This window comes from Proteus myxofaciens ATCC 19692, assembly GCF_001654855.1.
Taxonomy (GTDB): Bacteria; Pseudomonadota; Gammaproteobacteria; order Enterobacterales; family Enterobacteriaceae; genus Proteus; species Proteus myxofaciens.
Genome location: NZ_LXEN01000013.1, coordinates 15,952 through 30,907 on the forward strand (window position 1 = coordinate 15,952; position 14,956 = coordinate 30,907).

The following is a 14,956-nucleotide window of genomic DNA, read 5'->3' on the forward strand; positions in this document are numbered from 1 at the left end:
AGAGGCGCTAATGCGCCTCTTTTTATAGCTTATATATATATTTCTGTCAGTTTTAGATTAAAGATGATTTCTTGCAGGTGCATCACCTGCAACATAGTATTTTGCCTGACTTTGTGGTAATGCTTTAACGCCTCTAACTTTGTCTGCTAGTTTTTCAGCAATCATAATTGTTGTGGCATTTAAGTTACCCGTGATTATCTGTGGCATAATAGAAGCATCAATAACTCTTAAGCTTTCAAGGCCATGGACGCGACCTTCACCATCAACAACCGCCATTTCATCAGTTCCCATTTTGCAAGAGCCACAAGGATGAAATGCTGTTTCTGCTCGCTCTCTCACAAAGGCATCTAGCTCTTCATCGCTATTGATGTGTTTACCTGGGCTAATTTCTTCACCACGATACGCATCTAATGCAGGTTGGGACATAATTTCACGTGTGATACGGATTGCAGCTCGGAACTCTTCCCAATCTTGTTCTGATGACATGTAATTAAATAAGATACTCGGGTGCTGACGAGGATCTAGAGATGTTAGTTTTACACGACCTCGACTTGGTGAACGCATAGAGCCAACGTGAGCTTGGAATCCATGGACATTAACCGCATTAGAACCATTGTAGTTAATCGCAACAGGTAAAAAATGGAATTGGATATTAGGCCAAGCAAATTTTTCACTAGAACGAATAAAACCACCTGCTTCAAATTGATTACTTGCACCAATCCCAGTACCTTTAAATAACCATTGTGCGCCAATTTTTGGTTGGTTATACCATTTTAAGGCAGGATAAAGAGAAACTGGCTGTTTACATTCATATTGCAAATACATTTCCAAGTGATCTTGCAAGTTTTGACCAACACCAGGTAGTACATGTACGGGTTTGATATTAAACTCCGCTAATACCTCTTCAGGCCCCACGCCAGAACGTTGCAAAATTTGGGGTGATGCAATCGCACCAGCACAAAGAAGGACTTCTTTTTTCGCTTTAACATGTAGCGCCGTTGTACTATCACCTTTAAAATAGCGCACACCTACCGCTTTTTTATCTTCAAATTCGATAATATCCGTGGTTGCATGTGTTTCTATCGTCAAGTTTTTGCGTTGTTTTGCTTGATCAAGATAACCTCGTCCTGTACTTGCACGGCGACCTTGTGGTGTCACCGTTCTATCCATAGGACCAAAGCCTTCTTGCTGATAACCATTTAAATCATCAGTTTTTGGATACCCTGCTTGCACACCTGCTTCAACCATCGCATGAAAGAGCACATTATTATCTGATTTAGGCGTTGTAACACTTACAGGCCCTTTATCACCATGATAATCATTTGCACCAATATCACGAGTCTCGGCTTTGCGGAAATAAGGCAAGCATTGTAAATAATTCCAATCCTCAAGACCGGGTAATTTAGCCCATTCATCAAAATCCATAGCATTACCACGGATATAGCACATACCATTAATTAATGATGAGCCACCAAGGCCTTTACCTCGTCCACATTCCATGCGTCGATTATTCATATGAGGCTCAGGATCAGTTTCATAAGCCCAGTTATAGCGTTTACCTTGTAATGGGTAAGCTAAAGCCGCGGGCATTTGTGTACGAAAATCGAACCTGTAGTCAGGACCTCCAGCTTCAAGGAGCAGCACAGTAACTTCAGGATCTTCTGTCAAGCGGGTAGCAAGAACGTTACCGGCTGAACCAGCACCGATAATAATGTAGTCATAGACCATTGTTATCTCCTCTGTTTCAGTCATTTATAATTAAAAAAGGATGAATTAAAAAACGGATACAAACTCCCCAAGTTCAACTTGAATAGATTTGATTTGTGTATAGCTTTGTAATGTGACTAATCCATTTTCACGTCCAACACCAGAGTGTTTGTAACCGCCAACTGGCATTTCAGCAGCAGATTCACCCCATGTATTTATCCAGCATATCCCTGCTTCTAATTGATGTATAACTTGATGTGCTCGAGTAAGATTATTAGTGACAATCCCCGCTGCTAAGCCATAAACACTATTATTTGCACGCAAAATAGCTTCTTCTTGCGTTTCGTAACTTAAAATTGTCATAACAGGACCAAATATTTCATCCTGAGCAATTTTCATATCATCAGTACAATCGGTAAATACTGTTGGCTCAACATAGGCACCTTGAGCAAAATCGCCGTCTGTTAGGCGATGACCACCACACAATAATTTAGCGCCTGAATTTTTTCCTAACTCAATATAACTCAAGACTTTTTCCAAATGAGAAAAGCTGACTAATGGCCCAAAATTCGTATCCATATCAAGAGGTGAGCCAATTCTAATGCGTGCAACTCGTTGTGCAATTTTATCTTCAAATGCTTTTTTTAATGACGCAGGTACAAATACACGAGTTCCATTAGTGCAAACTTGTCCTGAACTATAAAAATTCGCCATCATGGCAATATCAGCGGCTAAATCTAAATCAGCATCATCAAAAATGATCAGGGGTGATTTTCCACCTAATTCCATCGTGACTTCTTTTAAACTTGATGCTGAAGCATTTGCCATCACTTTTTTACCGGTATCAATGCCACCAGTAAATGAAATTTTCGCGATATCAGGATGTTCGGTTAGCCATTGTCCAACTTCACCACCTTTACCCGTAACGACATTAAATACACCGTCTGGTAAACCTGCTTCACTATAAATTTCAGCTAATTTTAAAGCGGTTAATGAAGTTACTTCGCTTGGTTTAAAGATCATCGCATTACCAGCAGCGAGAGCGGGTGCTGATTTCCATAAAGCTATTTGAATAGGATAATTCCAAGCACCAATACCTGCAACAACACCTAATGGTTCACGTCGGGTATAAACAAATGAAGTATCACGTAATGGAATTTGCTCACCTTCAAGAGCAGGAATAAGTCCTGCATAATATTCAAGGACATCAGCACCAGTGACAATATCAACATAACGTGTTTCGGATAAAGGCTTACCTGTATCCAGGCTTTCTAAGTGAGCGAGTTCATCATTGCGCTCTCTTAAAATATCAACAGCACGTCGTAAGATACGAGAACGTTCCATAGCGGTCATTGCAGCCCAGACTTTTTGTCCTTGCTTTGCACTTTCTACCGCTTTGTTAATATCTTCTTCACTTGCTGACTGCAAATGGGCAATCACATCACCATTGGCTGGATTAATTGCTGGAAATTGTTCACTTTCAGGTTGTGCACAATCAACATATCCGCCATGAATATAAAGTTTATTTAGTGGTGGGTTTTGCATGTGATCTCCTTTATTATTTGTTTATTGGTTTTTTATTACCGTAGATTAAGTTGCATGTCGATATATTCATTCGTGATGATTTGAGCTTCTGAGAGTGAAAATGGACTATTACTTAACGCGCTACGTAACCATAATCCATCAATAAGTGCTGCTAGACCATTCGCAGCCAATCGTGCCTTATGTTTGGGTAATACACGCCCAAATTCGTAGCTCAAATTTGAGTAAAGCCTTCTATCATTAACTCTTTGTAACCGATGTAAGTTAGGCTGATGCATACTACTAGCCCAAAAAGCTAACCACGTTTTCATTGCAGCTTCGCTTGTTTGTGATGTATCAAAATTACCCTCTACAATAGCTTGAATGCGTAATTTTGGTTCAGCATCACTTAACATCCTTAAACGAATAGCAACAGCAAAACCAAGTTGATACTGGATATAACGCATAGCCGCCTCTAACAAACCATTTTTGTCACGAAAATAGTGACTAATAATGCCGTTAGAAACACCGGCTTTGCGGGCTATTAATGCAATGCTGGCTTCTTGCATCCCAACTTCATTGATAACCGCTAATGTGGCTTCAATTAACTGCTGTTTACGTATCGACTGCATTCCTATCTTCGGCATGATTTAAACCTAAAAAATACATTTCACTCTTTTATTAAACGTTTTTTTGATTGAACATTCAATCAATATTAACTATTGTTTATTACAAATAATTTACATTTTATTAAGGAGTCAGTAGTGAAAACCTAAATCTTTGCTACAAATTCAAACAATTAGCAAAGAATGCAACATTATTTTTTAAATAAATAAATTTTTGGAATTTTCTGATGACAACTCTTAATAGCTCAAAAAAGCAACAGAAAGACAAATTAAATTCTGTCGTTTTTTTCGCATCAGCAACGCTTATTTTAGCTTTCTCGTTCTTTACAATATTAATGACCGATACAGCAAATAAGTGGATCGTTGCAACATTAGGATGGGTATCGAATACATTCGGTTGGTATTATCTATTAGCGGCGACTTTATATATCGTATTTGTTATTTTCATTGCTTCTTCACGTTTTGGTAATATTAAATTAGGTCCTGAACAATCAAAGCCTGAATTTAGTGTTTTAAGCTGGTCCGCAATGTTATTCGCCGCAGGGATTGGTATTGATTTAATGTTCTTCTCTGTTGCAGAGCCGATTACACAATATATGCTACCGCCAACAGGTGAAGGCGAAACAATAGAAGCAGCTCGTCAGGCGATGGTGTGGACTCTATTCCACTATGGCCTGACGGGCTGGTCAATGTATGCTCTTATTGGTATTGCTCTTGGTTATTTTAGTTATCGATATAACTTGCCTCTTACCATACGTTCTGCACTTTATCCTATATTTGGCCAACGTATTTATGGTCCCATTGGGCATACCGTTGATATCGCCGCTGTATTAGGCACCATATTTGGTATTGCCACAACATTAGGTATTGGCGTTGTACAGCTAAATTATGGACTAAAAGTACTTTTTGATTTACCCCAAGGCCTGAGTGTTCAAGGTGGGCTTATTTTACTCTCTGTTATTATGGGAATAATCTCGGCCACTTCAGGTGTCAATAAAGGTATTCGTATTTTATCCGAACTGAATGTACTACTTGCCCTTGGTTTAATCCTATTTATTTTATTTGCAGGTGATACATCATTTCTATTAAATGCTCTCGTATTAAACGTTGGCGATTATGTGAGTCGCTTTTTAGGCATGACATTAAATAGCTTTGCGTTTGATAAACCAACTGCGTGGATGAATAGCTGGACACTCTTTTTCTGGGCTTGGTGGGTAGCATGGTCGCCTTTTGTTGGTCTATTTTTAGCCCGAATTTCAAGAGGAAGAACAATTCGTCAATTTGTTATTGGCACGTTGATTATTCCTTTTGTTTTCACCTTGTTATGGCTATCCATATTTGGTAATAGTGCACTTTATGAAGTCATGCATGGTAATCAAGAATTCGCTAAAACCGTTTTAGAAGCACCCGAAAAGGGATTTTATTCCTTATTATCGCTTTATCCTGGTTTTGGCTTAACGGCCTCACTTGCGACAATCACTGGATTATTATTCTATGTTACATCTGCGGATTCAGGATCACTTGTATTAGGGAATTTTACTTCGCAATTAAGTGATATTAATAATGATGCACCTAATTGGTTACGTATTTTTTGGTCTATTGCAATAGGGTTATTAACACTCGGTATGTTAATGGCTGATGGTGTTTCTACATTACAAAATACCACGGTAATAATGGGGCTTCCTTTTAGTTTTGTTATTTTCTTTATTATGGCGGGTCTTTATAAATCATTAAAAGTAGAAGATTTCAGACGGGTTAGTTCATTAAATACAACGCCTCCAGCGCCTGTATATGCCCATGGTACAATGAATTGGAAACAGCGTTTAGGCCGTGTCATGAATTTCCCAGGCACAACCTACACTAAACGTATGTTAGATTTAGTCTGTATTCCTGCAATGAAAGAAGTCGCTGAAGAACTGTCATTACGAGGTGCAAAAGTTGAATTTACTTGTCATCCTTTTGAAGAAGATGAACGTTTGCATCAATTGGAATTAGTCGTCGATTTAGGGCAAGAGCAACACTTTATTTACCAAATTTGGCCACAGCGTTATTCAGTACCTGCTTTTACTTATCGCGCTCGTATTGGTAAATCAAATTACTACCGTTTAGAGACGTATTTATGGGAAGGTACACAAGGTAATGATTTAATGGATTATACTAAAGAACAGGTGATCAGCGATATTTTAGATCAATATGAAAAGCATCTAAATTTCATTCATCTTAGTCGAGAAGCACCGGGTGTGACATTAACATTCCCTGAATCAAATGAATTATAATTATTTATATTAACCTATTGGGAGATCATTTATGGTCTCCCTTTTCTTTTATACCAAAATATTTCCTACCTTATTTAATCGTAAAAATCTTATCCCTAATCTTTACTCACTCCAGCCATCGGGCATCCTAACATCCCACTTATTAAAACCATCAAAAAGTGCATAAAAATACATTTTTTAAACATAATTATTTACATTAGATCATTTTTTAGTAATCTAAGTAAATTAATAAAGTACAAAATAGTCAACTTGCAAAACACAAGATGGGATACACAATATGGATCGTCGGTCATTTTTAACATCGTCAAGCTTACTACTTGGTAGCCTTAGCATCAGCAGCTTAATTAATAATAGTTACGCCAAGGAAACACTCAATAGTAAACGCATATTTACGGCAAACAATCCGTTACTATTAAACTTTAATGAGAACTCACTAGGAATGTCGCCAAAAGCAAAACAAGCGATTATTGATGCTCTTCCTAATGCGTTTCGTTATCCTGATAGTGCTCGCAATACATTACTAAGTGAAACAGCAAAAGCGTTTAATCTATCAGATAAGCATATTACATTAGGAAATGGCTCGTCAGAAACCATTAAAGCCGCTGTGCAATTTATTGCAAATAAAGGACAAAAAGAGCAAAAAAAGGTTCAGTTAATTGTTCCTGATCCTACTTTTGATTACGCAGAGTATTGCGCAAAACCATTAGGAATAGATATTATTAAAGTCCCTGTTGATGATAAAACCCTCGCCTTTAACTTCCCATTGATGCAGGAAAAAGCGCATTCATTTAATGGCATTAGTCTTATCTATTTATGTAATCCAAATAATCCAACAGCCACTGTTACCTCAACGACGATACTTAATCAATGGATAAAATCTGCCAACGAAAATATCTTTTTTATTATAGATGAAGCCTACGCCGAATTTGCCTCATCTCCCGAATTTGTCAGTGCAATACCACTTGTCTATGCTGGATATAATAACCTTATCATTACTAGGACTTTCTCTAAGATATATGCATTAGCCGGATTTCGTATCGGTTATGGTATTGCAACCCCAGAGATTATTGAACAAGTTAATGACTTTGTTACGGTTGATAATATTAATATTGCAGGTGCCACCGCTGCTATAGCTTCTATTAATGACAAGAATTATGCTGAATATAGCCGTAAATCTATTGCAACTTCACGAAAAATAGTAGAAACCGCACTAGCAGATCTTAATATTGAATACCTTCCGTCTCACGCAAACTTTATCTTTCATAAAATTAAAGGTGATTTAAAAACATACCAAAATAGAATGAAAGAAATGCATATTATGGTTGGTCGTGAATTTCCTCCTGCTTATGGTTGGAATCGCTTAACATTAGGAACACCAGAAGAAATGCAATATTTTGTCACAGTATTGTATGCCTTTCGTGAAAAAGGTTGGATTTAATTTGAATAAAATAAACAGTAGCTCATTTCATTAAATCAACATCTTTTTATACTACGATTAACGAACCTATCAAAAACTAACCCCAGCATATTAATATCATGCTGGGGTTATCTTATCCTTAAGCTCTAAATTGAGTGTTTACATTTTTACGATATAAAAATTTATTGTTCTTGTAACTCAAGTTCGGCAATTACAGGCAAGTGATCACTTGCGTCAGACCATTTAAATGAAGCTGAATCTTTAGGGATTGTCATATTTTTAACATCCCATTTTTGCCCTTTAAACGTAAAAATATGGTCAATATCAATAGCAGGATTAATTGCGGGCCAACTACGATAGTCAGTATTTGGTTTTTCAACAGAGTTCCAAAAATAACGAATTTCTTGAATGGGTTGCTCATTAGCCGTTGAGTTAAAATCACCTGCTAATATTTTTATGGATGTCGAAATATTGTCGAACCCCGTATCAGTATCACCAATTGTTGCATCAAGTAAATGTCTTACTTGACCAATACGAACGGTGGGATCTTTTTGCCAATCAAGATGTGTTCCCATAATGATAATCGGTGAATCAAACCCCGGCTTAGTGATTTGTGATAGTAAAACAATACGTTGCTCAGCATCACCTGAAGGTAAATTAACAACTTGGGATTTATCAATTTTATATTTTGATAAAATTCCTACACCATATTGTCCACCATCAAAATCGAGTGCTTTACCAAAAGCAAAATGCATATTGTTAGCTTTAGCAAGCTCTTCAAGCTGATTAATATTTTTGCTACGGGCTGTTTTGTTATCGACTTCAGTAATAACAATAACATCAGCATCTATATTTTTTATCGCTTGATTAAGCTTATCAAAGTTGGCAACATCAGCAGAGACTTCGTTTTTGCCAATATTGTATGTTGCGACTTTAATGGTTGGTTTATTCTTTTGATACACTTTATCTGGTGTACCACCTGATTGCACGGCTAAAATTTCAGAACCTGTATTTGCTATAGCGCTAGATGAGAGCAATACCCCAGCACTAACAATAATAGATATGATATCTTTTTTCATACTTTCCCCGATAAATAACAAAAGTGACATTTAATAGTCAACTACAAGCTATCACATTGGAAATATGACACTGTGATATAAACCACAGATTTATTTTGAAATAAAAATATAGAATAAAAAAGTATCACCCTTTATTTATATACAGCGATACTCTTTATTATTGTTACTTAATTAAGGATATTCTAGTGTAAATAACACTTGGCTATTCGCACTTCCTCCTGTCACTATAGGACTCGTCGCATTATATTGTGCATAAAAATCAAGTGCTGATAGATTATTAGAACTTATAGGATAAATAATACTTTCCTTTCCTGGTAATACTTTAGTTTTATTTCTATCTAACACTGCAATTCCTATATTTTTAGCAGAGTCATTACCTGATAGCTTAAATAAGGTATTATCTACAGGATCAGCATCACCATTAAATGTCACTTTCACTCCTGTCGTATGCACATTACAATCAGTTAAATTAATCGTAAATTTAATTGGCTCAGAACTTTTATTATCTTTAAACCTTTTGGCTCCCCAAATACCTAAATCGACAAATTTATTTAATGAGTCAGTGCCAACATTACACCCCTTAGCAATAATATTTGCTGTCATTACAATATTTGTATTACCTAATTCTGCTTTTGTTGTTTCACTCATTAATAAAGCAATAAAAGGCAAACATAATATATAGGGTTTCATATTTAAACTATAAGATTTACCATTCATAATTATAACCCTATTTTCATTAAGGAAAATCAACACGTAATAACCCACTCGATGAAACCATCCCTTCAGCAGGCGTTAAACCTGTAATGCTAACAGGATAAACATTAATATTAACGTTTGAATTGAAGCTTCCATTTAATTTAAATGGGATAAAGCTAGATAAGTCATTTGGGGTTAATTCTGAACCATCAGAGCTAGCCACAACAAAGCCAACATCTTTATTATTAGAAACAATTGCATTGCCTTGAACATTATCTGCCTGCAATCGCATCGTTAAATTGGCACTGGCATCCATATTGTCGCATTTAATACTTAAGTTTCTCGATACCGAATTAACACCATCAGCTTTTTTCCCAGGAACTTTAAAACTAGAAGATGGAATATTTCCAAAATCAACCTTAATCACTTGTCCTGAATTAATTTCACAAGATTGCGGTACCGAAAAAGACACATTCAAATAAAGCCTATTCAATATCACTTGTTTTGTTGAACAGTTCATGGGTTGGCAAAACCCGAATTCACCTACATAAACATTCTTTGCATAGGTTCCTGAAATAATGCCTTTATCAATTCTAATTTTAGTTTCATATGTTCTTGGTGAAACAAGTAGCTGTTGGCCATCAGTATAAGAACGCACATTACATCCTGAATCTAGTGTGGGTGCATTATAAGGGGCATACAACGTTCTACAATTATTACGCATTCTAAAAGCAACTGAGATATAATCATCAATCTTAGCAAAATTCCACGTACTTCCAATTGTATTAGCCGCAGGAATTAGACCATCAGAATATGTTGCCCATGTTTGCCCTTGGCCTGCACTCCATACTAGTGTTGCACGATTAGAAAGACTAATTGACGAACTATCTTTTGTTGCACCGACTTTATTTTCTGATGCTGTTAATTGTCCGCTTAATGATGTGTATATATTTTCATTACAACCATTAATACATGTTACAGCAAAAGCATGAGTTGATACCGTCGATATTAATAATAAAAGCAATGTTCTGAACATAATAAAACTCACTCAATATGCTATTTATAAGATTGACAAGATGAATTAATGAAATAAATGCCTTTTTCATTTCTCGATTTTTCATTTATTTCATAATTAAATATACATTGTTGATCTTGCTTATTACCCCATTGCACTTTTAATTTTCCACTTGGTGCTAAGCCTGAAATAAATAAGCTACCATTATCACCGACTATACCGCTAACAAGGCGTGCTTCATCGATAGCAATAGCACCAAATGGCACATTACTACCGTTAGGTTTTAATAAGTTAATCATTGCTCGATAACCAATATTTGTTTTAAAATCAGCTTTAACTAATGCGCCTTTTGTTGGTACCACATTAACGACTGAATTATCTAACTCTACATTTTCACCTAAAGAATTAATATCCAGAGCAACTCGATTATCTTTATATGTAGATGCATAAGGTAAAATAGCATAACCGTTGCTATTGGTTAAAACGCCATTCGCATTTTCTACTCGAATATTATCTGCGTTATCTGCTTTAATTAATATATTAGTATCACCTAATGGTTGGCTTAATGTAATACCTTCTGAATGAGCAACAACACCACCACTTAAACTATAATTAAGTTCATGCCAGTCATTGCTATAATTATAGCCACTGCCGATATTGGCATATTTACCTTTATAGTTTCCATAAACCATACCTGAATAACCTATATTCTTATTAGCATAGCCTTGTTGGATGTTATAGCTTAAATTATTGTCTTCTAATAATGTTCCTGTTAATCCCGCTTGTTGAATTAACTGATTATCATTGCTTCTATTCATCGAATACACAGCATACATACTATTGCTATTTGATTTTAGATCATTAACACGACCGTTATTAAATAGTTCATTGATTGGAATAGAAATATTAAAAGCAATATTTTTATTATCTGAATCTAAACCCGGAGATTTTGATTTTGTAAAACTTAAATTATAGTTAATCGAATTAATGCTTGCGTTATATCCGACTTGCCATAATTGCTCAGTATCTGTTGTTCTCCAGTACGTTTGATAAGACCCTAATACATAAAGAGAGCTATTATCAGTTACTTGCTGGTTAACATTTATTTGAAAACGCCCTTTTTTCGAATAATTTAAGTTATAGTAATCCGATAATTCATCTTCTACTTTTACTGGACCATCTTGCGTTTTAATAACATAACCACTCATTCTTTTATAGCTTACTTCATTCAACGTATAATAGCCTTGTGTTGAATATCGATAACCCATTATTTGGAAGTTAGTTCCTGTATTACTTAGCGATTTCGCATATAACAATCTAAATGATTGCCCTTTTTTATGCTCCTCATTAGGTAAAATACTATTAGCTTGGGTAATATCAGCAGATAATGCTCCTAAATAACCAAGGTTACCCCCTAACCCTAACGCATACGCCTGATATTTATTTGAAAACTGAGTTCCGCCATAAATAGTCATATTATGAGGTAAACCATAAATTAAGCTTGCTTGTGCAAAATTAGGCTTATCTTGTAAGCTTGAGCCTGTTCTAAATTCACCACCTAAAACTTCATATTTTAAGCGACCTTCACGTTGTAAAATGGGTACATTGGAATAAGGCACAACAAATCGGGTAACTTTGCCATTATTTTCTTTAATGATGACATCTAGATTACCACTACTAGAAGTCGCATACAGATCATTAATTTCAAATGCACCAGGTGGTACTGATGTTTGATAAATCACAAAGCCATTTTGTTTGATAGTCACCATCGCATTACTGCTTGCGATGCCCTTAATAGTCGGTGCAAATCCTCGCATACTATCTGGTAGCATATTATCGTCAGATTCGACTTTTGCACCACGAAAACCAAGGCTATCAAAAATAGTGCCATTAGAGAATGAATCACCAACCGTTAATTCACCTTTAATAGGAATTAAAATAGTTTGTGCATAGGTTCTTATGCTTTTCCATTTATTTTGATTATTATCACCGTTAGCATAATTCCATGTACTTTTATTTCTTAATCGCCATGATTTTATGTTTAATCCTGAATTTAAACTTAAAAAATAGTTATTGTAATTAATATTATCTTTATAATTCTTACTGTTTCTTCCAGTAAAGTTATAATTTAATAAAAAAGCATTAATACCATTATCCCACTTTTCAGGAGGAATATAACCTCTAACACGACTTCTTACAAAAACTTGAGGTATACTCAAATAGATTTTTTGATCTTCAAAATTGAATTTTATATTTGATTTATCTATTTTAGTTAAAATATCAACGCATTTTTTTTCCGTATTCTCATTTTCTTTATTTAAAATAACACCTATATTTTTAAGTTGTTCTTCACTTAAACATGGTAATAATCCTGTGTCATCTGTTGATTTATCACTTTGATAGAAAAGAATATTTTTAGAATCAACATAGTCATCGTTAATATAAATTTCGACAAGATAGACACCTTCAGGTTGTCCTTCTCCTTTATCAAATCTTGATAAATCTGCAACTTCACCATCAAAGCTTGATATTAAAGCCGGGTTAAAAAACGTGTCAGAATAACAAATACTAGAATACAAAGAACCTAGTAATATAGGTACGTTTAAGATCGTTTTTTTGTACTTTAACATAAAAAACCTTACCATAAGTTAATCTAGCAATATTACTTTCCGATTTGTTTTGATATTATTGGCGTCGTTGCACCATAGTCGTTAATTGTTTGATACGAAATATTCGTATTAATATTGCTATTTGTTTTTATATTAATCGTTGATAGAGGAGATAACATCATACTCTTTATATCTTCTTTACCCGATTTAATATTTATTAATGTGACATAATAAGGCGATGGATTTTTAATTGAGAGATTATTTTCTACCGATTTAAACTCAATGCTATCAGGCACATCTTCTAATTTAAAAGTTAACCCTTGTGGTCTCATAAATATTTTAATTCTGGATAAGATAGCAAGTTGTAGTATATTTTTATTCTGAATTTCATCTCTTTCTATTTCAGGTATTGATTTACTATTTAACCAAAATAAACTTTCTCTATCTGTAGGTAATGGTTGACCTGCATAGATTAATCGTAGTGTATTCTCACTTTCAGGTTTACTCACAAATAATGGTGGCGTCACTATAAAATCGTTTACTTTTACATCATTTTCATTATCAACCCATGATTGCACCAGAAATCTTACCTTTTTATCTGTGTTGGTAATGTTAATTGATGTTTGCTTGGCATCTAATGGATATATAATGCGTGTTGAACCTAGCGCCATACCACCCGCATAAGTTAATGAAGAAAATAAAAGAAGAAATATACCAGTAATGAAATGTCTATATAATAAATACATACTCGCCTCTGAAAAAATATAATTAATTATATTTAATAATAAATAAAACTGTGGCATCCGCTTTGCCACCAATAACGTGATCATGAGTAGCGATATAGCGCGCCGAAAAATTTAATTCAGTTTTATTTTCCTTAATAAATATATATTTATTATCTGAATTAGGTATTATGATGTCATCTTCTTGATTATATAATGCAATACCCACACCCGATGCTGAACTTATTTGGTCAACAATATTAAATATTCTGCCATCTGTTTTATTAACATCACCTAACATTAAAAAGCTAACTTTATCACTTATGTTTTTATTACAATCCATGAGTTTTAGTGTGAAGGGTATTTTCACTGAACGGCTTCCTACTCCATGAAATTTATTACTGCTAATAACACCTAAATCAATAATTTGATTTTGACTTTCAGGAGAAACACTACATGCCGGTTCACTGATACTTCCTCTCATATGAACCATACCGCCATCTATAATGACATGAGTTTTACCAATGGCATAAGAACTCAATGAAATACAAGAAAATAAAATAGAAAGTAGTATTAAATTATATTTCATATATCCCTCTATAAAGAAGTATGACTATTTCTAGCCATACTTCTTATTTAATTAATATAATTAATCGTATTGAATTCTGAATGTCACATCTGAATCAGCTTGACCAGGATTAACCTGAGCTAATGTTGATTTATAGCGTGCAGAGAAATCGAGGGTATTAGAGCCATCAATTAATTTTTTAGCAGTAGAATATACAGAGCCATCAGGTACAAGTACTTTTCCTGTATGATCTAATAGCTCAATACCTACACCACTTGCAGCACCAGAAGCACCACCACTGATATTGCTAATTGCTAGAACTGTTTTATCATTTGAATCACTCACACCAGAGAATGAAGCAGAAGCATTTTCTGATACAGTTGTGTCGCAATCTTCTAAATTAATTGAGAAATTAATTTTACCTGATGTTTTACCAACAGCATCAAATAAAGCCGTTCTGTATTGGCCCATATTGATAGTTTGGTTAGTTGAATCTGCACTAACAGCACATGCTGCATTAACGATTTGACCTGTAAAATGAACTTTACCGCCATTGACAGTGGTCGCAGCAGATGCAAGGCTACTTAGAGATAAAATAGCCACAGCGACAGCTGTTTTAGCTAGCAAATTACGTTTTGACATTGAATTTTTCCTTTTACATTACAGATAAATATAAATAACCACTTTATTTAAAGACAACGTTAAAGCTATTAAAATAAC

General features: G+C 34.9%; 12 protein-coding genes. 2 read left to right on the plus strand and 10 right to left on the minus strand.

Going from position 1 to position 14,956, the window contains the following annotated elements:
- Window positions 1-57 precede the first annotated feature (57 nt).
- From betA to betI, 3 genes are read right to left on the minus strand one after another with little or no spacing between them, the layout of a single operon-like run.
- On the minus strand, window positions 58-1,728 hold the full coding sequence (gene betA, locus M983_RS01345; protein ID WP_066745891.1) for a choline dehydrogenase: 1,671 nt from the start codon (window positions 1,726-1,728) through the stop codon (window positions 58-60).
- A 45-nt stretch (window positions 1,729-1,773) separates the two neighbouring features.
- Window positions 1,774-3,252 carry a betaine-aldehyde dehydrogenase gene (gene betB / locus M983_RS01350; RefSeq protein WP_066745893.1) on the minus strand — a complete coding sequence of 493 codons (1,479 nt, stop codon included), beginning with the start codon at window positions 3,250-3,252 and terminating at the stop codon, window positions 1,774-1,776.
- A 35-nt stretch (window positions 3,253-3,287) separates the two neighbouring features.
- Complete coding sequence (gene betI, locus M983_RS01355) at window positions 3,288-3,875, minus strand: transcriptional regulator BetI (RefSeq protein ID WP_066745895.1); 588 nt, start codon at window positions 3,873-3,875, stop codon at window positions 3,288-3,290.
- 206 nt (window positions 3,876-4,081) lie between these two features.
- Here betI and M983_RS01360 point away from each other — a divergent pair, with 206 nt between their 5' ends.
- Together M983_RS01360 and M983_RS01365 are read left to right on the plus strand one after the other, a co-directional pair.
- Complete coding sequence (locus M983_RS01360) at window positions 4,082-6,130, plus strand: choline transporter (RefSeq protein ID WP_066745898.1); 2,049 nt, start codon at window positions 4,082-4,084, stop codon at window positions 6,128-6,130.
- 277 nt (window positions 6,131-6,407) lie between these two features.
- Window positions 6,408-7,568, plus strand: a complete 1,161-nt coding sequence (locus M983_RS01365; RefSeq protein ID WP_066745901.1) for a pyridoxal phosphate-dependent aminotransferase — start codon at window positions 6,408-6,410, stop codon at window positions 7,566-7,568.
- Window positions 7,569-7,729: 161 nt separating this feature from the next.
- On the opposite strand, the gene M983_RS01370 is transcribed toward M983_RS01365, so the two are convergent.
- From M983_RS01370 to fimA, 7 genes are all read right to left on the minus strand, one after another.
- The gene (locus tag M983_RS01370; RefSeq protein ID WP_066745903.1) at window positions 7,730-8,626 is read right to left on the minus strand and encodes an endonuclease/exonuclease/phosphatase family protein; all 897 of its coding nucleotides are present in this window, start codon (window positions 8,624-8,626) and stop codon (window positions 7,730-7,732) included.
- 171 nt (window positions 8,627-8,797) lie between these two features.
- A complete protein-coding gene (locus M983_RS01375; protein WP_066745906.1) occupies window positions 8,798-9,343 on the minus strand; it encodes a fimbrial protein in 546 nt (181 codons plus the stop codon).
- A gap of 19 nt (window positions 9,344-9,362) precedes the next feature.
- Window positions 9,363-10,358 carry a fimbrial protein gene (locus tag M983_RS01380; RefSeq protein WP_066745912.1) on the minus strand — a complete coding sequence of 332 codons (996 nt, stop codon included), beginning with the start codon at window positions 10,356-10,358 and terminating at the stop codon, window positions 9,363-9,365.
- 20 nt (window positions 10,359-10,378) lie between these two features.
- A complete protein-coding gene (locus M983_RS01385; RefSeq protein ID WP_066745915.1) occupies window positions 10,379-12,967 on the minus strand; it encodes a fimbrial biogenesis usher protein in 2,589 nt (862 codons plus the stop codon).
- Window positions 12,968-12,999: 32 nt separating this feature from the next.
- A complete protein-coding gene (locus tag M983_RS01390) occupies window positions 13,000-13,692 on the minus strand; it encodes a fimbria/pilus periplasmic chaperone (protein ID WP_066745922.1) in 693 nt (230 codons plus the stop codon).
- 22 nt (window positions 13,693-13,714) lie between these two features.
- Window positions 13,715-14,257, minus strand: coding sequence for a fimbrial protein (locus M983_RS01395; RefSeq protein WP_066745917.1), 543 nt, complete (start codon window positions 14,255-14,257; stop codon window positions 13,715-13,717).
- Between the two features lie 60 nt (window positions 14,258-14,317).
- Window positions 14,318-14,878 (minus strand): type 1 fimbrial major subunit FimA, encoded by a 561-nt coding sequence (gene fimA / locus M983_RS01400; protein WP_066745919.1) that lies wholly within the window; start codon window positions 14,876-14,878, stop codon window positions 14,318-14,320.
- Window positions 14,879-14,956 lie beyond the last annotated feature (78 nt).